Source organism: Sphingobacterium sp. Mn56C (genome assembly GCF_049319645.1).
In the GTDB taxonomy this organism is placed as follows: domain Bacteria; phylum Bacteroidota; class Bacteroidia; order Sphingobacteriales; family Sphingobacteriaceae; genus Sphingobacterium.
This window is the reverse complement of the sequence record NZ_JBMOUC010000007.1, coordinates 176,596-198,800: the sequence shown is the minus strand read 5'-3', so window position 1 is coordinate 198,800 and position 22,205 is coordinate 176,596. Positions and strand designations below refer to the sequence as shown.

At 40.1% G+C, this 22,205-nt stretch carries 21 protein-coding genes, 2 tRNA genes and 1 other RNA gene; 13 read left to right on the top strand and 11 right to left on the bottom strand.

All coding sequences use genetic code 11. The features are described 5' to 3' along the window. From ACL9RF_RS15835 to ACL9RF_RS15815, 5 genes are all read left to right on the top strand, one after another. Window positions 1-72: transfer RNA gene (locus tag ACL9RF_RS15835), tRNA-Met, on the top strand. 53 nt (window positions 73-125) lie between these two features. Then, window positions 126-197, top strand: a tRNA-Met gene (locus ACL9RF_RS15830). A gap of 389 nt (window positions 198-586) precedes the next feature. Next, on the top strand, window positions 587-1,894 hold the full coding sequence (gene der / locus ACL9RF_RS15825) for a ribosome biogenesis GTPase Der (RefSeq protein WP_422801610.1): 1,308 nt from the start codon (window positions 587-589) through the stop codon (window positions 1,892-1,894). A 24-nt stretch (window positions 1,895-1,918) separates the two neighbouring features. Continuing rightward, window positions 1,919-3,391: a cysteine--tRNA ligase gene (gene cysS / locus ACL9RF_RS15820; protein WP_422801609.1), complete on the top strand. Its 1,473-nt coding sequence runs from the start codon at window positions 1,919-1,921 to the stop codon at window positions 3,389-3,391. Between the two features lie 23 nt (window positions 3,392-3,414). Next, window positions 3,415-4,284, top strand: a complete 870-nt coding sequence (locus tag ACL9RF_RS15815; RefSeq protein WP_422801608.1) for a DUF4440 domain-containing protein — start codon at window positions 3,415-3,417, stop codon at window positions 4,282-4,284. A 46-nt stretch (window positions 4,285-4,330) separates the two neighbouring features. Here the strand turns inward: ACL9RF_RS15815 and ACL9RF_RS15810 are convergent, their stop codons facing one another. Continuing rightward, entirely contained in the window at window positions 4,331-5,683 is a 1,353-nt protein-coding gene (locus ACL9RF_RS15810; RefSeq protein ID WP_422801607.1) for a peptidylprolyl isomerase, read from the bottom strand. A gap of 236 nt (window positions 5,684-5,919) precedes the next feature. Here ACL9RF_RS15810 and ACL9RF_RS15805 point away from each other — a divergent pair, with 236 nt between their 5' ends. After that, entirely contained in the window at window positions 5,920-7,011 is a 1,092-nt protein-coding gene (locus ACL9RF_RS15805) for a lactonase family protein (RefSeq protein ID WP_422801606.1), read from the top strand. 93 nt (window positions 7,012-7,104) lie between these two features. Here ACL9RF_RS15805 and mtgA read toward each other — a convergent pair whose 3' ends face one another. Next, the gene (mtgA, locus tag ACL9RF_RS15800) at window positions 7,105-7,833 is read right to left on the bottom strand and encodes a monofunctional biosynthetic peptidoglycan transglycosylase (RefSeq protein WP_422801605.1); all 729 of its coding nucleotides are present in this window, start codon (window positions 7,831-7,833) and stop codon (window positions 7,105-7,107) included. Window positions 7,834-8,152: 319 nt separating this feature from the next. On the opposite strand from mtgA, the gene mutS reads away from it, so the two are divergent. Then, on the top strand, window positions 8,153-10,759 hold the full coding sequence (gene mutS, locus ACL9RF_RS15795) for a DNA mismatch repair protein MutS (protein WP_422801604.1): 2,607 nt from the start codon (window positions 8,153-8,155) through the stop codon (window positions 10,757-10,759). Here the strand turns inward: mutS and ACL9RF_RS15790 are convergent. Next, a complete protein-coding gene (locus ACL9RF_RS15790; RefSeq protein ID WP_422801603.1) occupies window positions 10,756-11,871 on the bottom strand; it encodes a hypothetical protein in 1,116 nt (371 codons plus the stop codon). The genes mutS and ACL9RF_RS15790 overlap by 4 nt on opposite strands. Before the next feature lie 73 nt (window positions 11,872-11,944). Between ACL9RF_RS15790 and ACL9RF_RS15785 the strand changes: the two genes are divergently transcribed. From ACL9RF_RS15785 to fbp, 3 genes are read left to right on the top strand one after another with little or no spacing between them, the layout of a single operon-like run. Beyond that, entirely contained in the window at window positions 11,945-12,652 is a 708-nt protein-coding gene (locus ACL9RF_RS15785; RefSeq protein ID WP_422801602.1) for a tRNA1(Val) (adenine(37)-N6)-methyltransferase, read from the top strand. A gap of 2 nt (window positions 12,653-12,654) precedes the next feature. Further along, the gene (locus ACL9RF_RS15780) at window positions 12,655-13,143 is read left to right on the top strand and encodes a metallophosphoesterase family protein (protein ID WP_422801601.1); all 489 of its coding nucleotides are present in this window, start codon (window positions 12,655-12,657) and stop codon (window positions 13,141-13,143) included. A gap of 41 nt (window positions 13,144-13,184) precedes the next feature. Continuing rightward, window positions 13,185-14,183: a class 1 fructose-bisphosphatase gene (fbp, locus tag ACL9RF_RS15775; RefSeq protein ID WP_422801600.1), complete on the top strand. Its 999-nt coding sequence runs from the start codon at window positions 13,185-13,187 to the stop codon at window positions 14,181-14,183. 10 nt (window positions 14,184-14,193) lie between these two features. Here fbp and ACL9RF_RS15770 read toward each other — a convergent pair whose 3' ends face one another. Continuing rightward, window positions 14,194-14,529, bottom strand: coding sequence for a MerR family transcriptional regulator (locus ACL9RF_RS15770; protein WP_422801599.1), 336 nt, complete (start codon window positions 14,527-14,529; stop codon window positions 14,194-14,196). Window positions 14,530-14,627: 98 nt separating this feature from the next. Here ACL9RF_RS15770 and ACL9RF_RS15765 point away from each other — a divergent pair, with 98 nt between their 5' ends. Then, entirely contained in the window at window positions 14,628-14,978 is a 351-nt protein-coding gene (locus ACL9RF_RS15765) for a hypothetical protein (protein ID WP_422801598.1), read from the top strand. 175 nt (window positions 14,979-15,153) lie between these two features. Here the strand turns inward: ACL9RF_RS15765 and accD are convergent, their stop codons facing one another. The 5 genes from accD to dprA form a co-directional block, all read right to left on the bottom strand. Then, window positions 15,154-15,996 carry an acetyl-CoA carboxylase, carboxyltransferase subunit beta gene (gene accD / locus ACL9RF_RS15760; RefSeq protein ID WP_422801597.1) on the bottom strand — a complete coding sequence of 281 codons (843 nt, stop codon included), beginning with the start codon at window positions 15,994-15,996 and terminating at the stop codon, window positions 15,154-15,156. 170 nt (window positions 15,997-16,166) lie between these two features. Continuing rightward, window positions 16,167-16,264, bottom strand: an RNA gene (gene ffs, locus ACL9RF_RS15755) — signal recognition particle sRNA small type. A gap of 83 nt (window positions 16,265-16,347) precedes the next feature. Continuing rightward, on the bottom strand, window positions 16,348-16,575 hold the full coding sequence (locus ACL9RF_RS15750; protein ID WP_422801596.1) for a DUF6814 family protein: 228 nt from the start codon (window positions 16,573-16,575) through the stop codon (window positions 16,348-16,350). A gap of 2 nt (window positions 16,576-16,577) precedes the next feature. Further along, window positions 16,578-18,140, bottom strand: a complete 1,563-nt coding sequence (locus tag ACL9RF_RS15745; RefSeq protein WP_422801595.1) for an MFS transporter — start codon at window positions 18,138-18,140, stop codon at window positions 16,578-16,580. Window positions 18,141-18,163: 23 nt separating this feature from the next. After that, a complete protein-coding gene (dprA, locus tag ACL9RF_RS15740; RefSeq protein WP_422801594.1) occupies window positions 18,164-19,267 on the bottom strand; it encodes a DNA-processing protein DprA in 1,104 nt (367 codons plus the stop codon). 98 nt (window positions 19,268-19,365) lie between these two features. On the opposite strand from dprA, the gene ACL9RF_RS15735 reads away from it, so the two are divergent. Both ACL9RF_RS15735 and ACL9RF_RS15730 read left to right on the top strand, forming a co-directional pair. After that, a complete protein-coding gene (locus ACL9RF_RS15735; protein WP_422801593.1) occupies window positions 19,366-19,596 on the top strand; it encodes a hypothetical protein in 231 nt (76 codons plus the stop codon). Between the two features lie 207 nt (window positions 19,597-19,803). Beyond that, window positions 19,804-20,355: a hypothetical protein gene (locus tag ACL9RF_RS15730; protein WP_422801592.1), complete on the top strand. Its 552-nt coding sequence runs from the start codon at window positions 19,804-19,806 to the stop codon at window positions 20,353-20,355. A 39-nt stretch (window positions 20,356-20,394) separates the two neighbouring features. On the opposite strand, the gene rsmG is transcribed toward ACL9RF_RS15730, so the two are convergent. Together rsmG and ACL9RF_RS15720 are read right to left on the bottom strand one after the other, a co-directional pair. Continuing rightward, window positions 20,395-21,030, bottom strand: coding sequence for a 16S rRNA (guanine(527)-N(7))-methyltransferase RsmG (rsmG, locus tag ACL9RF_RS15725; protein WP_422801591.1), 636 nt, complete (start codon window positions 21,028-21,030; stop codon window positions 20,395-20,397). A 27-nt stretch (window positions 21,031-21,057) separates the two neighbouring features. Continuing rightward, window positions 21,058-22,200 carry a glycosyltransferase gene (locus tag ACL9RF_RS15720; protein WP_422801590.1) on the bottom strand — a complete coding sequence of 381 codons (1,143 nt, stop codon included), beginning with the start codon at window positions 22,198-22,200 and terminating at the stop codon, window positions 21,058-21,060. Window positions 22,201-22,205: the final 5 nt, after the last annotated feature.

Here is a 22,205-nt window from a genome sequence, read left to right as displayed (position 1 = left end):
TGCGGGATGGAGCAGTGGTAGCTCGTCGGGCTCATAACCCGAAGGTCATCAGTTCGAGTCTGGTTCCCGCTACTAAATTAAAGGCCTTGTTAAGGCAGGGCCTTTTAAAGTTATTTATCGCATATTGCGGGGTGGAGCAGTGGTAGCTCGTCGGGCTCATAACCCGAAGGTCATCAGTTCGAGTCTGGTCCCCGCTACTAATTAAGTCCTATCGAAAGATAGGACTTTTTTGTTTTCCAGATTTTTATAGGTCTGTATGCACCAACTTCCAGCTTTTTAGGATGATCAACTTTATACTGCTGTTAGCTGAATGGCTGCTGCGCCAGGTAAATACGCAACCCTAGGGTTAGAGGGTTGGAGGGTTAGTTTTTAATTTATGTTGTTTACACCTTTACAGCTCGTTTGCATTCCCTAAGAAGCTGGAGCAGCGCCGATATAACTTTGTTTTTTGGTGCGCTACAGTGTACTAAAATCTCCCCTCAGGCCGCTACGATCTAAAATCTTTTACATACCTTTGTACCTTTATATTTTTATATAAAATAAGTTGCCGGGAGGGTAACGCGCGAAAAAATAAAAAAAGAAAAATATGGCAAATATTGTTGCAATTGTAGGTCGCCCAAATGTTGGGAAATCGACCTTGTTTAACCGCCTTACAGAGAGTAGAAAGGCTATTGTAGATAACTTTAGTGGTGTAACACGCGACCGTCATTACGAAACGGCGGAGTGGATAGGTAAGAAATTTACCGTTATCGACACGGGTGGTTTTGTACACGGCTCGGATGATATCTTCGAAGAGGCTATCCGGGATCAGGTGCATATCGCTATCGATGAGGCTTCGGTGATTATATTTATGGTGGATGTTACGACTGGTATTACCGACCTTGATGATGAAATTGCGGATCTGTTACGCCGCAGTTCGAAACCTATTTATGTGGTAGCGAATAAGGTCGATCATGCGAAATTACATCACGATTCTGCCGAGTTTTACGCTTTCGGATTGGGTGATATTTATAACGTTTCGGCAGCGACAGGTTCAGGAACAGGTGAATTGCTGGATGCTTTGGTTTCTCATTTTCCGGAGCCTGAGGAGGAGGATGAAGAAAATACTATGCCTAAGATTACAATTGTTGGACGTCCGAATGTGGGTAAATCGTCTTTAACAAATGCATTACTGGGTATAGATCGTAATATTGTAACGGATGTCGCTGGAACAACACGTGATTCTATCCGCATTCATTACAATCAATTTGGACATGAGTTTTTATTGATAGATACAGCAGGTCTGCGTCGTAAAAATAAGGTAAACGAAGATATTGAGTTCTACTCGGTTATGCGTACCATTAAAGCCTTGGAAGATTCGGACGTGGTTATTTTGATGCTGGATGCCAACGATGGTATCGAAGCACAGGATATCAATATCTTCCACCTTGCTGAGAAGAATAAAAAGGGTATTGTTATTGTGGTTAATAAATGGGATACCATTGAAAAAGACCATAAAACAATGAAAGATTTTGAAGCTCGGATTAAGGAGAAAATTGCGCCATTTACCGATGTGCCCATTATCTTTACTTCGGTTACCGAGAAGCAGCGTATCTTTAAAGTGGTGGAGACAGCGATGTCTGTATTCCAGCATAAAACAAAGAAAATCCCTACGTCGAAGTTAAATGATGTGATGTTGGAAATTATTGAAAACTATCCGCCGCCAGCTTTGAAAGGGAAATTTGTTAAAATTAAATATGCTACCCAATTACCAGGAAGAGCACCTATGTTCGCATTTTTCTGTAATTTACCGCAGTATATCAAAGAACCATACCGCCGTTTTATTGAAAATAAATTACGCGATAACTTTGACTTTACAGGGGTGCCTATTCAAGTGTATTTCAGACAAAAATAATTTACAGCTAAACATAAGTTCTATATGCAACACAATTTATTCGTATATAATACCCTGAGTCGTAAAAAGGAAAAATTTGAACCTATACATTCGAATCTAGTGGGTATGTATGTGTGTGGTCCAACGGTATATTCTGATGTACATTTGGGTAATTGTAGAACCTTTGTATCTTTCGATTTAATCTACCGTTACCTTCTACATTTAGGGTATAAGGTTCGTTATGTGCGCAACATAACCGATGCCGGACATTTGGAGGGCGATAATGATGAGGGGGATGATAAATTTGCTAAGAAAGCAAAACTCTTGCAACTGGAGCCTATGGAGATTGTTCAGAAATATACCTTAGGCTTCCATGATGTGTTACGCTTGTTTAATACGTTACCGCCAAATATTGAACCTACAGCGACTGGACATATCTCGGAACAAATCGAGATGGTGCAGAAGATTATTGAAAATGGATTTGCCTATGAGGTGAACGGTACGGTTTATTTTGATGTTGAAAAGTATATTCAAGCACATAATTATACCATTTTAACAAACCGTAACCTTGACGATCTGTTAAATAATACGCGCGAGTTGGGCGGGCAGGATGAAAAGAAAGGGCGTTTAGACTTTGCGCTATGGATTAAGGCTAAGCCCGAGCATATTATGCGTTGGCCTTCTCCTTGGGGAGTTGGGTTTCCGGGCTGGCATATCGAATGTTCGGCGATGAGCCGTAAGTACTTGGGTGACCAGTTTGATATTCATGGTGGCGGTATGGATCTTGCAGCAACGCACCATACCAATGAAATTGCGCAATCGGAAGCTTGTAACCATGTTTCGCCAGCGAAATATTGGATGCATACCAATATGCTTACCGTAAACGGACAACGTATGTCTAAGTCGGCCGGGAATGGTTTCCTTCCGGGAGAACTGTTTACAGGTAACCATCCCTTATTAAATAGAGGCTACTCGCCGATGGCTGTGCGTTTCTTTATGCTACAGGCACACTATCGTAGTACCTTGGATTTCTCTAATGACGCTTTAGAGGCGGCAGAAAAAGGATATAAACGTTTAATGACGGCCTTGGGGTTATTAGATAAAATTGTTCCAGCCTCAAAATCGAAGCTTGATATCGATGTTGATGCCCTGGTGGCACGCTGTTATGCGGCTATGGACGATGATTTTAATAGCCCGGTATTAATTGCGGAGCTCTTTGAATTGGTACGTTTAATAAACTCCATTTTTGATGGCAAGCAGCAGATTGATGCCGCAGGTTTAGCTTATCTCAAGAAAATATCCCAGGCGTTTGTATTTGATATTATGGGGTTAAAGGATGATCAGTTTGGATCGTCAAACGATAATATAGACCCCCTGATGGATTTGATTATAGCGTTGCGAAATGAGGCTAAGAGTAATAAGGATTTTACCACCTCTGACCGTATACGTCAGGCCTTAACTAATATCGGTATTCAATTAAAAGACAGCAAAGAAGGAACACTTTGGAATAAGATTTGATAATGCTGTTGCAAACAATTTAAATGAAGTACAGAAGTATACTCAATACCGTTCTATTTGCTTGTAGTTTATTACCCATGCAGGCAGCATTTGCGCAACTACCTGAAAAGGTTGGTGGTCTTATTGTGGCCGATAAAAATGCAGCAAATATAGCGAAGGCAGAAACGCCTCATGCCGGTCTTATGTCTATTGTAGATAAACAATCGGTGTTTTATGTGCCTTCTGCCGTCAATGCCTATAACTATTTAACAAATAGACCAAATATCCCTGACGTTATGCTTTGGGAACCCAATTTCGCGTTGGTTTCTAAAAGTTTGGATTGGGGGGTAACCTCGGGCAGGGTGGAGTTTCAAAAAGTGGGCGCAATAAAGCGATACAGTCAATACCTTACCGTTTGGAAACGCGGTAAAAAGGGCGATTGGAAAGTGGATCTTCGTGCCGAGGTAGAAAATTATGGAAAAGGGAAATCTTCTGATCTATCGTACCTTGAGCCGGATGACTCCTGGTATTTGAAACACCGTTCCAATGTGCGTTTGCAGCAACGTGAGGATGTCGTAATGTCTACAGATCAATTGTTTGCTACGGTATTACGGGCCGATAATCAAGCGGCCTATACGGAGTTTCTTGCCGACGATGTGCGCTTTTATTACCCTTGGCAAGAGGAAATTACGGGTAAAAATACCGTGCTTAATTTCCTTAAAAAACAACGTATTGATATTGAAACGGAGCCACTTTCGGTGGGGCGCGCTTATAGTGGGGAATATGCTTATTCTTTTGGTGATGCTACGGTACACAGTAAAGATAAGGCGGTTAAGTTTAATTACATTCGTATTTGGCAACTTAAGGATGACTTCCAATGGCGTGTAATTTTGGAAATGTTGTTTGAGAAATAAATAGAATAAAAAAAAATGCTACCAATCGGTAGCATTTTTTTTTATTCTATTTAGTATTCTTTGTCCAGATTTTTAATTCATCACAGTTCATATATTCGGGGTTAATGTCGATATATGTGGTTTCACGTCGTGTTTCGAACCATTCACTTAACGTTCGGTTGACCTTATCTTGTCTGGCGGCCTCTTTGATCTTTGCAAAGTCTTGGTCTAAACTAGCTTTATGCGGCGGTATACGCGACTTTAAATAGTAAATTCTATACGAGCTTTCGCCGCTTTGTCTGTCGGTATATAAGATAGATTTTGAAACTTCATTGACTTTTAATGGGTCTATAGCATTAAATACGGATACATCATCCAGGTGATCTACCGGGATTAAGGTAGAACGGTCTTCCATGTTTGTAACCACCCCGCCATTGTATTTTGTTTCTTTATCGTCTGAATAGAAAGAAGCGGCTTGATTAAAGGTAATTTTCTTCGCTACAATCTGATCGTATAAGCTATCGATTTTCGCTTTTGCACGCGATAATGCCGATGCCGTTGGTTTTGTTTTAACTAAGATATGACGTACACTGACCTCTTCACCTCTGCGTTCCAATACTTGGAGAAAGTGAAAACCAAATTGGGATTCGAAGACAGGAGATATTTCTCCGGCTTTCAACTTAAATGCCTGTGCGGAGAATTCTTTTACCCAACCTTCACGCGTCGTAAATGGAAGCTCACCACCATAGGGTGCCGATCCGGGATCGTCGGAATATAAACGGGCAATGGTACCAAAATCGGAACCATTAATAATTTGTGTGCGGTACCCTTCGGCTTTGGTACGGAATTGCTCCTTCTCCTCCTTGGTCATTACCGGATCGATTACTAACTGTGCATACTCAATTTCTGTATTGAAGTAGGGTAAACTATCTGGATTTAAGCTTAAGAAGTATTTTTTTACCTCCTGTGGAGTAACATCAATTTTGGATACCAATTGACGTTGCATTTTATCGCCTTTAAGCTGCTCGGCAACTAAAGGGCGCATTTCCTCCTTATGCTGAAGAATAGAGCGGTTTAAAAACTCTTCTAACCGATCTTTACCTCCAAAATGTTGTATGCTTCGGCGTATTCTGTCGTTTAAGTTGTCGTCTATTTCACTATCAGTAACTTGTACCGAGTCAATAACGGCCTGTTGTGCCAATAGCTTGGAGGTTAATAACTGCTGAAGGATATAACATTTAAATTTAACATCCGGGGTACCTTTATTTGCTAAATACTGGTTGTATTGCATTTCAAGGTCCGATTGTAACACATGGCTATTTCCAACAGTAGCCACCACACGGTCTATAAGTTTGTCTTGAGCTAAGCAAAAGGAACTGTAAGTAACTAGAAAAGCAAGTATTCCTAAGATTTTTTTCATTAATTTGTTAATCAATATATGCTATGCAAAAATATTAGAATATTTTGGATTAGCGGTAATTTTCATTTTAATTTTGTGATAGTAAGGTTTCTGTAAATCATTTACCACAATGTGTAACGAAGATACTGCTTTGGTATGTAGCATTTAGGGATTTAACTATTTTTAACGAGAAAAAAACCATTTAGAGATTTGATACCCTACTTGCAAAAAAATAGGGCTAAACCAACCTTAAACGCATGATGAAACTACAGAAAATAATATTTTATGGTGTTGTTCTTGCTACCATGACACTTCGTGTTCAGGCGCAGACTTACCCGGTATACATTGGCACGTATACCCATGGCGGAAAAAGTGAAGGCGTATATGTTTATACGCTAGATGAAAAAACAGGAAACAGTACGTTTAACAAATCGATTAAGATGAGTAATCCGTCATTTGTAGCTCGGCAAGGTCCTATTTTATACGCGGTAAATGAGGATAATGCCGGTAAAATTGTAGCTTATAATTTAAAAACCGATACACAGATAAGTAGCTTGCCAACAGGTGGGGGAAGCCCCTGCCATATCGCTATAAGTCCGAAAGATCCGGTATTGCTGGTGTCGAATTATGCCGGTGGCTCGTTGAGCTTATTTAGACTGGCCAAAGATGGGGCCCTCTTAGCGCAGGATGATTTTATTCAATTTGAGGGTGGCGGAGTGAACAAATCGCGCCAGGAAAGTGCACATATACATTCCGCCTTTTTCAGTCGCGACGGAAGTAGGGTTTTTGTATCCGATTTAGGAAGCGATCTTATTTATGTGTATAGCATCGTGCAAAAAGATGGTACATTCCGCTTGCAGGAGCAAGAGCGTATTGCCAGCAAAGCTGGTGGAGGGCCTAGGCATATTACCTTTTCGAAAGATGGTAAGGCATTCTATCTGGTGCTAGAGCTTACAGGAGAGCTGGCGGTATATAAAAATACGGCTAATGGATGGAAAGAGAGTCAGGTATTGCCAATCTTTGCGGAAGGATTTTCGGGCGAGCAGGGGGCTGCGGATGTTAAAATTACGAAGGATGGAAAATACCTGTACGCTACCAATAGAGGGGCAGCAGATGTGGTCGTTACCTATTCCGTACAAAAGGATGGCAGGCTAATAAGTCAGGATGTGCAAAGCGTAGGCGGGAAAACCCCACGTAATATAAACTTTTCTAGAAATGAGAAATGGGTATTTGTTACAAATCAGGGTAGCAACCGGATAAATGTTTTCCAAAGAGATGTTAATACTGGCGCACTTAAACCGACCGATAAAAGCATACTTGTCGATAAACCCGTTTGCATAATACCTTAAGTAGGCCCTGCTAAACCACAAATTCGGGTAATTTTGTATGCCTGTTAAGGTGCATTAATACCAGAGTTTGTGGTTTAGAAAATGCCAAGTCTACTATTCTGGGATATCGTAATGATTTAAGTAACGCATAATGCTGTTGGCTCTGGAATTTACATATATCGATGGCCTACGGGCATCCCATTTTCGAGGGTTCGGTAAGATGGCAATAATTAAGGATGCCTCTTTTTTCGATAGACTTATTGCGGATTTATTGAAATAATACTGAGCAGCGGCTTCAGCACCATAGATACCTTGTCCCATTTCAATGACATTTAGATAGACCTCTAAGATTCTTTTTTTGCTCCAAAATATTTCAATTAAAAATGTAAAATAAGTTTCTAAACCTTTGCGTAGCCAGGATCTATTTGGCCATAAAAATACATTTTTTGCAACCTGTTGGCTTATGGTACTGCCCCCACGTAAGGTTTTTCCTGCTTGGTTTTTTTGCATTGCTTTTAAAATAGCGTCGGTATCAAAACCATTATGCGTCATAAAATGAGCGTCCTCACCAGCCAATGCTGCTTTTTTTAGATTTGTAGAGATATCTTCATAATTCAACCATTTTTTTTCAATTTTAAAACCTTTGTCTGCGGCTTTCCATTCAAATCCGCGCGTTATCATTAATAGGGTTATCGGCGGATTGATAAATTTTAATGCAAGTACCCAAAGCAAAGTAAGGACAAGAAAACCACCTACCACACGGATGGACCATTTTTTAACTTGGTTTTTCCAATTCCTTACCGGAGTATTTTTCTTTTTGATATTACCTCTTTTGATAGCCATAGCTTTGTTCAATTTTCGTTGCAAACCTAAAATAAAAAAATAACAATATAAATGCTTTATTGAGGCAATTCAATTCCTGTGGTATGCAATTCAAGAACTTAACAGGGTTTAGGGTAGCTGAATCGCATTAGCCTATTGTGCGTAAATTCTCTGCTCTAGTTCCCGACAGCAACGATCTTGCGATGATTAGGCTGAGCAAAAGGTATATATACAATGGAATAGGTTTTTAATAGTTGAAATGCCCTATCTATACCCTAGATTTTTTGTCAAATCGCATCATTTGTAGTATTTTTACGGCTTCACAAAAAATTAATTCCCATTGGCAAAGGCAAAGAAAGAAACTCCGTTAATGCAGCAATATAACAGCATCAAAGCTAAGTATCCTGGCGCACTGTTGTTATTCCGTGTAGGTGATTTTTACGAAACATTTGGTGAGGATGCCATCAAAGCCGCAGGCATATTGGGAATTGTACTTACAAAAAGAGGAAATGGTACCGAGTCTGAAACGGCGTTGGCGGGTTTTCCGCATCACTCCCTAGACACGTATCTCCCTAAATTGGTTCGTGCAGGGCAGCGTGTTGCGATATGTGATCAGCTGGAAGACCCTAAGCAAACTAAAACTATTGTAAAAAGAGGCGTTACCGAGTTGGTAACACCGGGGGTTTCCTATTCCGATACCATTGTAAATCAGAAAAGCAATAACTATTTGGCTTCCTTGTTTATCGACAAAAATACAATTGGTATTTCTTTCGTAGACATATCTACAGGCGAGTTTTTGGTGGCTCAAGGTAACCTGAGTTATATCGATAAATTGTTGCAAGGCTTTAAGCCTACCGAGGTTATTATGTCGAGAAGGCAGCATAAGGAGTTTGTCGAACATTTTGGTAATTCGTATTACACTTATTTGCTGGATGAATGGCCTTACGCAGGCGATTATGCAGAAGAGAGCTTGCTGAAACACTTTGAGGTTAACTCACTTAAAGGTTTTGGTATCGACCGTATGCCGGTGGGGGTTATTGCAGCAGGTGTAGCCTTACATTACCTCAATGAGACGGAACACCGTAATCTGCAGCACATCTCCCATATTTCACGTATTGAAGAAGACCGTTATATGTGGTTGGATCGCTTTACCATCCGTAACCTGGAACTTATTGGATCTACCAATGAGAATGCCATAACATTAGTCGATGTATTGGACGAAACGGCATCACCCATGGGGGCCCGGTTGTTAAAACGTTGGCTTGTTATGCCTTTAAAAGACAAGAAGTCTATAGAGGAACGCTTGAATGTTGTAGATTATTTTTGTCAGCATAACAGCTTATGTCATGAACTGGTAGACGAAATTAAACAGGTCGGTGATTTAGAGCGCCTAATCAGTAAAATAGGGCTGCAGAAAGCGAATCCGCGGGAGATAACCCAGCTGAAACGTGGTCTGTATGCTATCGAGAACTTAAAAGCAAAAACCTTAATTCCTGAGTCGGATGCTTTAGCGATGCTATCGGCTCAAATGGATACTTGTGTTATTATACGCGATAAAATAGAACATACCTTGCAGCAAGACCCTCCAGTGGCGTTAAATAAAGGCAATGTAATTGCCGATGGTGTCGATGCTGAACTTGATAAACTACGTAAGGTAGCATTTGGTGGCAAAGGGTACCTGCTGGAGATACAGCGTCGCGAGGCGGAGGCAACGGGTATTCCTTCCTTAAAGATTGCCTTTAACAATGTATTTGGGTATTATTTGGAGGTTACCAACACCCATAAAGATAAAGTCCCTGAGGGATGGATTCGTAAACAAACCTTGGTAAACGCTGAGCGTTATATTACCGAAGAGCTGAAGGAATATGAAGAGCAGATTCTTGGTGCTGAGGAGAAAATTCAAGCCATAGAAACGCGCATTTACAGTGAATTGTTGTTTGAAATTGCGGCATTTATAAAACCCATACAAAAGAATGCACAGCTGGTGGCTAAATTGGATGTTTTGTTAAATTTTGCCTGTATTGCCAAAAAGAATTATTACGTTAAGCCTGAGATTTCGACCAGTAAAATATTAGATATTAAAGGTGGTCGCCATCCGGTAATCGAGAAAAATCTGCCTGTAGGGGAAGATTATATCACCAACGATACCTACCTGGATCCCGATACCCAGCAGATCATTATTATTACAGGGCCTAATATGGCGGGTAAATCAGCATTATTACGCCAAACAGGGCTTATTGTATTGATGGCACAGATTGGTTGTTTCGTGCCGGCAAAGGAAGCCAGGGTAGGGCTTGTGGATAAGATTTTTACACGTGTGGGGGCATCAGATAACCTGTCCTCTGGCGAGTCTACGTTTATGGTCGAGATGAACGAAACGGCAAGTATAATGAACAATCTTTCGGACCGCAGTTTAATCCTGCTGGATGAAATTGGTCGCGGTACAAGCACCTATGATGGTATTTCTATTGCTTGGGCTATAGCCGAGTTTCTACATTCGCATCCCGGTACACGGGCTAAAACACTGTTTGCTACGCATTACCACGAGTTAAATGAGCTCAGTACATCCATGCCACGTATTAAAAACTTTAATGTTACCGTTAAAGAGGTAAACAATAAGGTTATCTTTTTGCGTAAATTGGTGCCGGGTGGCTCGGAGCATAGCTTTGGTATACATGTCGCCAAACTCGCAGGAATGCCTCCAAAACTTATACAGCGGGCATCGGAAATCTTGAAGCGCTTAGAGCAGGAACGGACAGGCGGAGAAAAGATTAAAGATAGCATGCGTAAAATTCAAAAACAGGCTTATCAATTGCAGATGTTTGCTATAGATGATCCTATCTTAGAAAAAATTCGAGATATGTTGAATAACCTCGATGTCAATACATTGACGCCGGTAGAAGCGTTGATGAAACTGGATGAAATACAGCGGGTTTTAAAGAACTAAAACCTAAATGAAAGCTCTAAACTACCGAAGTTTGACTTTATCGGTGTGATTAAATCTTTATCCCAGTTATAGGGGATATGGTGATAATTAGCTTCCAGTCCGATGTAGTTTTTTCTTCCAATCCGATGTAACAAAGTTAAACCAAACGTGCTGTGTAGCGTGTTTACATTGTTATATCGGACACTTTGATATTGGTATCCGTATTCGTCAACATAAAATTCATTCGATTTCAGGTTGGTATGAATTAACCCCAGTGCTACGCCCAGCTTAGGCATTAAAATCCAGTTGTTTTGATCCATCGCCTTATACCCCACTTGTACACCAAAGGAGGTGCTGGTGCTTGATTTTATGGTGCGTATCTCCTTTTCGTGGTATACTTGTATAGGCTCATTTCCCGTGTTTATGCGCATTTTTGCCTGAAATTCAAAAATGAAACTTCGAGACATCGGTGTAGAAATACCCAGCCCAAAAACGGGTGCTGGTTTTTGGTAAATATTACTGGTGAAAGGGAAAAAATATCCTGCATAGATAGCACCACTAATGTTGGAAACCCAATAATCTTGTTCCTGTGTATTCCTTACGGTTGGTTTACGGTTTTCCTTCCGCCCCATTTCATGCCAATACTCCTCAATATAATCGGCGAAAAGGTAGCTGATCGCTTGCTCTTCTTTCGTTAATGCATACCTATCCGATTGTAATAATGCCCTCGCCTTGATACGTATCAGCGAGTCTATAGGGTTATTAAGCGGGATAAACTGATACTTTTCGGGGTTAGCATTGTATAATTTTTCCGCATCTTTTTTTACCGCATCGTCCAAGCGTGTAATTAATATGGCATCGTACTGCCCCTCAATATACCTGCGTATTGTGCTGCCTGTAGGTTGCTTTTGGATAAGCTGTGTTAATATCTGTAGACGCAGCGCCAATTCGCTATTTTCGCAGGTTGCCATTAACGTATTGGCAATGGAGTTTATTTGGTTAAAATCGTTATCTATAAGTATTTCCGGGAGCTGCTGTATGCTAGCTTTGGTAATTCTTTCGCAGGCGCTTTGCGCGAATACGATAATTGGTCCATAACAAAGGAGTATTATAAAGGTTATTTTTTTTACCATTACCTTGTTTTTTGTTAAAAGTATGTATTTATATTAAAATTTGCAATCGCCAAATTATATACCTTTGTGTCTTATGGGTTCAGTTTTTAGATTTAAGCAGTTTGAAGTCGATCAGGCTGATTGTGCAATGAAAATAAATACCGATGGTGTACTTATGGGGGCAAAGGCCTGGCATAAAGAGCCAAAGTCTATCTTAGATATCGGTACAGGAACGGGGGTAATATCCCTTATGCTGGCACAGCGTTTTCCTGCGGCAGTGCTGCATGCTGTAGAAGTGGATGAGCCTGCCTGCCTACGTGCGCAAGCCAATTTTATCAATTCGCCCTTTGCCGATAGGCTACAGGCTTACCATTGCTCTTTTGAGCAGCTTAATACCGGAGTGTTATACGATCTTATCGTAAGTAATCCGCCCTTTTATACCCGCTCCCTACACAATCCTGATCCGCGGAAGCAGCTTGCCAAACATACAGATATGGAGTTCTTTACTAAATTGTTGTATTTTGCCGTACATAACTTGAATACCTATGGTAGCTTACACCTTATTATTCCTCCTACATTAGCGGATGAGCTGGTAGAGCACGGCCAAAAAATAGGCTTGTTTTTAGCGGCAGTTATGGCAATAAAATCCTTTAATGATTCAGAGGTATTCCGCAAACTTATTGTTTTAAATCGGGAAGCTTCGACGCAGGTACAGCAGGAAGAACTAGTAATATATCAAGAAAAAGGACGGTATACAGATGCCTATAAAAGTTTGTTGCATCCTTTCTTTTTAGCATTTTAATTATGAAAAAAATAGGATTGCTTTCCGACACACACTCGTTTTTGGACGATGCTGTTTTCAGACATTTTGAGGCTTGTGATGAGCTGTGGCATGCCGGAGATTTTGGCAATATTACGGTGGTAGAGCAGTTACAAGCCTTTAAACCTTTTCGGGGTGTGTATGGTAATATTGACGGAAAGGATGTACGCCTTTGTTGTCCTGAACACCTCCGTTTTTCCTGCGAGGGAGTAGATGTATGGATGACACATATCGGTGGTTATCCTGGTCGGTATGCGGCACAGGTAAAGCCGGAAATTCATGTAAATCCGCCAAAACTTTTTATTTGTGGACATTCACATATTTTAAAAGTACAATTCGACCCCAAGTTGAATTTGTTGCATTTAAACCCTGGTGCGGCAGGAAAACAGGGCTGGCACAAGGTGCGCACTTTAATGCGTTTTGATTTGAATTTGGGTAAAATTGAAAATTTGGAAATTATTGAACTGCTTTAACTGATTTTATTTTCATATTTTTGTTGTATAAACAATAAATTATGAAATCTATAAAAACCTTAGGTCAGTTTATAATTGAAAAACAGGCCGATTTTCCCTACGCTAAAGGGGAGTTATCGCGTTTATTACGCGATATTGGTATAGCAGCAAAAATTGTTAACCGTGAAGTAAATAAGGCGGGACTTGTGGATATCTTAGGAAATGTGCAGGGGGTTAACGTTTCGGGTGAAAGTCAAAAAAAATTGGACGTTTATGCTGATGAACAATTTATTACGGCCTTAAAATCTGGTGGTGAATGTTGTTTCGTCGCTTCTGAGGAGCAAGATGAAGGGGTACAGCTTGTCGATGATGGCGTTTCTAAGGATGCCAATTATGTGGTTTGCATAGATCCGTTGGATGGGAGCAGCAATATTGAGGTTAATGTTTCCGTAGGGACTATATTCTCTATATACCGGCGGAAAAGTAATGCTGGTGAGGATGTAAGCCAGGATGATCTGTTGCAGAAAGGAACAAAACAGGTCGCTGCTGGTTATATTATTTATGGATCTTCCACCATGTTGGTTTACACAACCGGGAAAGGGGTAAATGGTTTTACTCTAGATCCCTCTATTGGCGAGTTTTGTTTGTCGCATCCCAATATGACCATTCCTAAAGACGGTCATATTTATTCCATAAATGAGGGGAACTACCTTAAATTTCCACAGGGCATTAAAGATTACATTAAATACTGTCAAGTGGAAGATGCAGCCAGCAACCGTCCATTTACATCGCGATATATCGGTTCTATGGTCGCCGATATCCACCGGAATTTACTTATGGGCGGTATTTTTATCTATCCGCAGACTGCACAGCAACCCTTCGGAAAGTTAAGATTAATGTATGAGTGTAATCCTATTGCTTTTATTATTGAACAAGCAGGAGGTAAGGCTTCAACCGGCGAGCAGCGTATTATGGAGGTAACACCACACCATCTACATCAGCGTGTGCCCGCTATTATAGGCAGTACCAAGATGGTCGATAAGGTTTTATCATTTCTTTAAACGCCACAATCTATAAAGAGTCCCTTACTTCAACGAGGAACGATTTTAAACGTTCAAGAGAATCAATAACACGTTGGTTCTCTTTTGCTTCCGCTTTATTGTCTTTGAGATAGTCGCGTGCCCCTTGAAGGGTATAGCCTTTTTCCTTAACCAAATTAAAGATGATTTTTAAATTAGCAATATCTTCGGGCGTAAATAAGCGATTTCCTTTTTTGTTCTTTTTCGGTTGTAAGATTTCAAATTCACGCTCATAAAAGCGAATTTGAGAAGCATTTACATCGAACATCTCCGTTACTTCTCCCATTGTGTAATACAACTTGTTTATTTCGCGTTCTTTATAAGGCATATTTTAAAACTTTTTATATTTAAACAAATATACAATCTAAGTTTGAATATAAAAAGGAAGCAAGAATTGTTGTTTTTTAGCTTATTTCTTAGGTAAGAATGAAAGGACTGGTTATAGTAAGTAAATTTTGGACAGGTTTCTTTTCGGCGCATAGGGCTGAAGCAGTCACGATATTCCCTTTTATTTTTGTGCGTTCGCGGCAGCTGCAGCAAGATTCTGTATTGCTGAATCATGAACGAATACATCTTGCACAGGCCTTGGAACTGCTGGTGATACCTTTTTATATTTGGTATGTATTGGAATTTTTATGGCATTATTTGCAGTACCGAAATTTTGATAAAGCTTACCGGCAAATCCGTTTCGAGCGTGAGGCTTACCACTATGAAAAGAACTTGAACTATTTACAGCGAAGGAAGCGCTGGGCGGTGTTTCGGAGAAGCAGACCTTAACCTAACCGTGTTATTTGCTCGGTTAAGCTGTTGGCTTGCTGTTTGTTTAAGCTGCAAATTTTCCCGTTTATTTCTGACGTAGTATCTTTAGGTTTTAGGGATATGCTGCTATTTAAAAAAAATGCCCCTAAAAAGGATTTAACTTTTCAGGGGCATTTCCTAATGCAATTAAATATTACTTTACCAATTTAAGGTAGGTGTAAACTTTTTGTTTCAGTGCTCTTCTATCGACAATAAAGTCTAAAAAACCATGCTCTAACAAAAACTCCGATGTTTGGAATCCTTTGGGAAGGTCTTTTTTTATGGTTTCTTTAATAACACGAGGGCCTGCAAAACCAATTAAAGCACCAGGCTCTGCAATATTGATATCGCCAAGCATGGCGTATGATGCAGTTACGCCCCCTGTTGTAGGGTCTGTTAACAAACAGATATAAGGCAATTTTGCTTTATTTAATAAGGCTAATTTTGCGGATGTTTTCGCCATTTGCATTAACGAAAAAGCTGCTTCCATCATACGTGCACCACCAGATTTTGAGATCAACATAAAGGGAAGTTTATGTGCAATACAATAATCGATAGAACGTGCAATTTTTTCACCCACAACGGATCCCATAGAACCACCGATAAAGTTAAAGTCCATACAGGCAATAACGATATCTTCACCATTAAGCTTGCCATGTGCAGAACGTAATGCATCCTTTAAGCCCGTTTTAGCTTGGCTATCGACCAATCTTTCACCATAGGGTTTGCTGTCTACAAACTGTAAAGGGTCGCCTGCGCTAAGGTTCGGAAATAGTTCAGTGAACTCATTGTTGTCAAATAATACTGAAAAGTATGCTGCAGAACCAATGCGAAGATGGTAACCACAATATTGACAAACATAGTTGTTTTCAATTTGTTCAAGATTCAAAAGGGGCTTTTTACATGATGGACATTTATTCCACATCCCATCTGGAGCTTCCTTTTTATTTTCTGTGGCAGTATTTATTCCTGCCTTGCTTCTTTTAAACCAACTCATTAATGCTCGTGTTAATTCGAACTACAAATAAACGAAAAGATACGTAAAAAGTGAAATGTGTAGACATATAATAGCATGAACCCCTCAAGGCGGTACGAAATGTAAGAAATAAAGTGGTGGAAAAAAGGCGCAATGCGTGGTACTGGCCTGCTAAAGGTTATAAAATAAAAAATGGGTAAGCTCCCTTTATCGCACCGCTCAACCTAATACCCTTGCTTTGTTCCCAACCTGGGGGAGTCAAAGGGAGCTGGTCGTAAAGGACTTACCCACCGCAAAAATAGGAAAAATTTATATTTTCAAAAAACAAAATGCCTTTAAATTGGTATGGGCTTGATATACAGGGAATAAAATTCACATTTTGTCTTTGTTGTATTCCCCTGTTAACGCATAATAGCCAAATATTGCTAATCCTATTGCTATAATAGGCGTTAGAATAAAAACAATAATTAACCCAAAGACCAAATCTTCTTGCTGGCCCGTATTTAATTTGGGGATACCAAATTGTACAATGCAAAAGTATGCAGTTAATAATGCCAGCAAAAGCCAAACGATACCGAGTATTTTTTTTAGTGTTTCCATAGTTATTGATTTTTTGCAATCATGGATTTACTGATGTATAAGCTGCCGATAGTAAAACATACGGCTGATATGATTATTGGGTACCATAATCCGGCAAGGTAAAACGAAGGGTTACCTGCACTGTTAGCGGTCGTCGCTAGGTAGGTTGATACTGCGGGAAGCAGACCGCCGAAAACGCCGTTGCCAATATGGTACGGTAGCGACATTGATGTATAACGAATCTTTACGGGGAATATTTCGGATAGAAAAGCCGCTATAGGGCCATAAACAAGGGTGATGTAGATAATTTGTATAAATATTAAAAAAACAAGCTTTAACTGGTTTATACCTTCAATATGGACCTGTTTTTTTACGGTTGTTTTTATTTTCCCATGTTCCATTATAGGGCTGCCAGTCAGATCGAGGTAGGTTGCCGTGCTCGTAATCAGGCGGGTTTTATCTGTAAATATTTGTGTCAGCATATCAACATCCTCTTTAGTCTCGCCCATATCTGAGCGGTTGTGTTGCTCTTGTCGTAAATGGAGCAGCTCTTTTTTGTTGTTGATATTGCTGATTTGGTACATAGCTTCATATATGGGTCGGTAGGTAAATACCGCTAATGCCATGCCGGTAAGCATCACCCATTTGCGGCCAATTTTGTCCGAAAGACTACCAAAAACAACAAAAAATGGGGTGCCAAAAAGCAAAGCAATGCCTAAAGTTATGTCGGCTTGGTCGCTTTCGAGAAGCATGACCGTTTTCATAAAGCTCATGGAATAAAATTGGCCTGTATACCAAACAACGCCTTGGCCCATTGCAGCGCCAAACAAGGCTAAAAGCACAAATTTAAGGTTGTATTTATTGGCAAAACTTTCGCGCAAAGGGTTTTTAGATGTTTTACCTTCGGCTTTAGCTTTTTTAAATTCTGGTGATTCATCCATGTTTTTTCTAATCATATAGGATACATACACCATTAGTATGGATATCAAAAATGGAATCCGCCAGCCCCAGGCATCAAATTGATCCTCGCTGAGTGCAACCCGTGTAAGCAGAATAACTAACAGAGATATAAAAAGACCGAACGTAGCTGTCGTTTGTATCCAGGAGGTCCAATACCCACGTTGCCCCTTCGGACTGTGCTCGGCGACATACGTTGCTGCTCCTCCATACTCGCCACCTAAAGCGAGGCCTTGTAATAGCCGTAAAACCAGTACCAATATAGGTGCCCAGTATCCTATTGTTTCATAATTGGGGATACAACCGATTAAGAAAGTTGCTCCACCCATGAGCATTAACGTGACCATAAACGTGTATTTACGGCCTATTAAGTCGCCTAAACGGCCGAAAAATAGCGCGCCAAATGGGCGTACTACAAATCCAGCTGCAAAGGTTGCCAAGGTCGATAAAAATGCTGCCGTTGGATTACCGGGTGGAAAAAATTTGGTTGCAATGACGATAGAAAGACTTCCGAAAATAAAAAAATCATACCATTCTATCAGTGTACCTAAAGAGGAAGCACCAATTACTTTCCAAATACCTTTAGTAGCAGCTTTGTCGTCTATAGATGTATTTGATTTATTTTGCATTTTTACATATTTAGGGTTAATAATTAAGTCGCTAGTTTAAAAACTTTTCCAGGCTTGACGCTTAAAATTCCTTTTAGCTCCATTTCCAAAAGGGTGATGGCCAGTTTACTCTGTGTCCATTGGCAATGGATGGCGATATCGTCTATATTACCCTCGCCAGATGTACGTAGATAACTAACAATTTTCTGTTCTTCAACGCTTAAGGTATCCAGTAGCAATTGTAGCTGTGGCAGCCTTGTTGTAGTCGTATTTTCGAAATCCCAATTCATAAGCTCACACAAGTCTTTGGCATTCCGGATTAATTGTGCTTGGTTAGTTTTTATTAAATAATTGCAACCTGCGGAATAGGGGTGATCTATGGCTCCTGGAAACGCACAAACATCGCGATTATAGGAGTTAGCAATTTCTGCTGTAATAAGCGCGCCCCCTTTGCGGGCTGCTTCAACTACCACAACGACATCCGATAAGCCTGCAATTATGCGGTTACGCATCGGGAAATTCTGCCGCTCAGGTTTGCATCCAGCGGTAAATTCGGACAATAAACCACCATGGTCTATTATTTTTTGCGCAGTATCGTGGTGTGCGTAAGGATAGATACGGTCCAAACCATGCCCCAGTACAGCCACGGTGGGGAGCTCTTGCTTGAGCGCTTCTCGATGCGCCTGTATATCAATACCAAAAGCGAGACCACTAATAACTTGTACATTAATTTCCTTAAGGTCCGCCAGTAAGTTTTCACATATCTTACGTCCATAACTGCTGGCATTCCGGCTGCCTATAATGCTGACAGCACGATCTGGATTTAAGGAGGCATTGCCTTTGAAGAATAACAAAATCGGTGCATCTTCACAGTGCCGTAAACGCCTGGGGTAGTTTGCATCTTCCATCCACACTAACTGTATATTTTGTTGTTGGATAAAATGTAATTCTGCTTCTGCTTCCTGAAGGTATGATTTCGATAATATCGCCTCTGCGGCAGATAAACCTATGCCCGGTATTTTTAAGAGTTGTTTTTTGCTGCTCCCAAATATGGCTTCCGGAGAACCACAATAAGACAGGAGGTTACGTCCAAGTTTAGGACCTATACCCTTAATTTTTGCTAAGGCAATTTTTGCTAAAGTGTTCATAATCGGCTTTCTAAATGTAAGTATTACTTTCTGTAATTCTAAAAAATTAACGTTTATTCATTCGAAGAATAGTAGATTTGCACAAAAAATATAGCGCTATGGAAATGCAAGAACCTTTTGATATTGAAGTGGGGGACATCGTATACTCGGTCTTTCCAGAAGAAAAAGATACCTATACTATCTTTAAAGATGGTAAGGAGTATGTGCAGATTATTAAAGATACCGATACCAACTGGCTTAAATTGAACCCTGAGACAGGTTTACCCCTGTTTGGTATGGATGAAGAGATAAATATAATCGGTACTGAAATTCAAAAATCTTTAAGTTAAACCGAAATATTACCTATAAAATACGAACGGTAGGGGCTGTATTTTCCGGTTTCCTATGGTTCGTATTGCAGCAAATGTTAACAGGCTATAGTATTTAACATTCTTTAAATATATCTTTTTTTTGCTTTGCATAAATTTATGGACATTTAAGGGTATTAATCCGTTTTGTAACACCCTTACTGCTATATTTTTATGTTTCCAAACCACATGCTCCTACAAGTAGGCTGTTTCCTGGCAGGAATTGCAGCTCTGAAACTCTTGTACCCCTTACAATTGCCGGCAACAGGGTTGAAAGAATTGGCGACTATGGATACCCTGAAAATAGATACGGTGGCCATTAAAGGTAATGAACAGTCTGCAGAGGAAATTTTTGAAAATAGAAAAGTAGATTATAAATTGATTTATCTCTGGGGAGATACCAAAAATATGATTACGGTAAATCCTCTTGGAGGTATCGCGATTAACCTGAACAAATTGTATAATAAATTCAGTAAGCTTGGTAAAGACTCCCGTAGATTGCAACGCTCTTTCGAGTCGGAGTTTGAAGCAAATCGCGTTAATGAATTGTGGTTGCCACTTACACGGAATAAGGTGAAATTAAACGGAGACTCACTTTTTGTGTTTGAAACCTATTTCAGGCCTACCTATGTATGGCTCTCTACGGCGACGGAATATGAAAAGTTGCTATACCTTAAAAAATGCATGCAAACGTATGTAGATTCTACCGCGGTAATTCATGAAAGGATCATGATACCTTAGCGTAGGCTGTTTGTGGCCACAAACAGCCTGTATACCTTGCTACATGGGTGTGTATAACACATACTTGGTCTCGAAGAAATCTTCTTCAAAGTAGGACGATAGCGGATGGAGTTCCACTTTCAATCGAGACTCTTTTATTTCTTCTTTTAAGTCGCCTCCTTTCAGGTACAAGATGCCGTTAGGAATACCATTTTTATCTTGTTTTTCAAATTTATTGCGAATCCAAGAGGTAAATTCTGCCAGGCGGGTTACTGCACGTGAAACGATAAAATCGTATTTGTAGTCAATTTGTTCGGCACGCATATGGTCTGCTTCCACATTGGTAAGACCAATTGCCTCCGCCACACCGCGCACTACCTTAATTTTTTTACCTATGGAATCAACCAAATGAAATTGTACTTCGGGAAATAAAATAGCCAATGGAATCCCCGGGAAGCCTCCACCCGTACCAACATCAAGAATGCGTGTTCCTGGTTTTAATTCGGTAACGAACTTGGCTATTCCCAACGAATGAAGCACATGTTTGAGGTACAAGCTTTCGATATCCTTACGCGAGATAACATTAATCTGATCGTTCCAAAATGGATATACTTCAGCAAGTTTTGTAAACTGCTCCTTTTGCTTTTCGCTCAGGTTAGGGAAATATTTAAATATAATATCTACGGTAGGGTTCATGTGTTAAAATTTTTATTGAATAGAGGATTATTTCCAGGACACTTGCTTTTTTTTGCGGTTGAAAACACCGTTCAAGCAGATGTAGAAATAATAAAAAATGTCGAGAATAGGGAGCCATATTAAAAGATCTTTAACGGCAAGTTTTTTGTAAATCGGCGCAAATATAATCAGTTGGCAGCAATAACGTAGTAGATAAATGCCTAAGCCGATAAACCATAAGGATGGAAATAAACTGAGGGTTACGATAAGCAAACAGTAAAATAAAAATGCTGAAATCAGCTGTGTACCCAACATCGACTTATGCCGCATTTTGTAGAAAACTGAAGCACCGGCATGTCGACCTTTTTGTTTGTTATACGATTTCCAACTAGCCTTAGGTACGGAATAGGTATGAGCATCAGGATGGATTGCAATATTGATATTTGTCGCTGTTGCATTTTTATTTACGAATAAATCGTCATCGCCAGATTTTATATGCATATGGGCATTAAAGCCTTTCCCTTTAAAAAACAAATCCTTAAGGTAGGAGAGGTTGCGCCCCACCCCCATGTAAGCGTTGCCCTTGATGGCATAGGCTAAATAACTCATTGCCGTATGTGTCGTTTCAAACCGAATAAGTTTATTTAAGAAACCACTGGCCTTAAAGTATGGCGAATAGCCCAATACTATTTCTTTACCCTCGGTATAGGCTCCGGCCATCTCCCGCAACCATTGGTTGCTTTCTGGCTGGCAATCGGCGTCGGTCATAACCAAGACCTGATGTTTTGCTCCTTTTATACCTAGCGTTAAGGCAAATTTTTTGTTGTGCTTAAATCGTATATGATCCTTAACATCGATGACACGAAGATGGCTGTATTGTTGTTCAAAATCATGTAATATCCAAGGAGTTTCATCATCAGAGCTGTCATTTACAACAATAACTTCAAATTCAGGGTAATCTTGGTTTAGGATATGCGGGAGAAATGTCTTCAGGTTTTCCTGCTCATTATGAGCGCATATTATAACCGTTACAGCTGCTGTAGTAGCGGCGTCGGCATGTGATTTTACACGGTATCTCGCTAGTTTTCGGTATACAAATAAAATATAGTATAGTTGTACAACTAACAGTAAACCTAGCAAGCCATAGCAGAAGTAGGCAGGGAGCGTGATATGAGGAATATGAAAATTCATTTAAA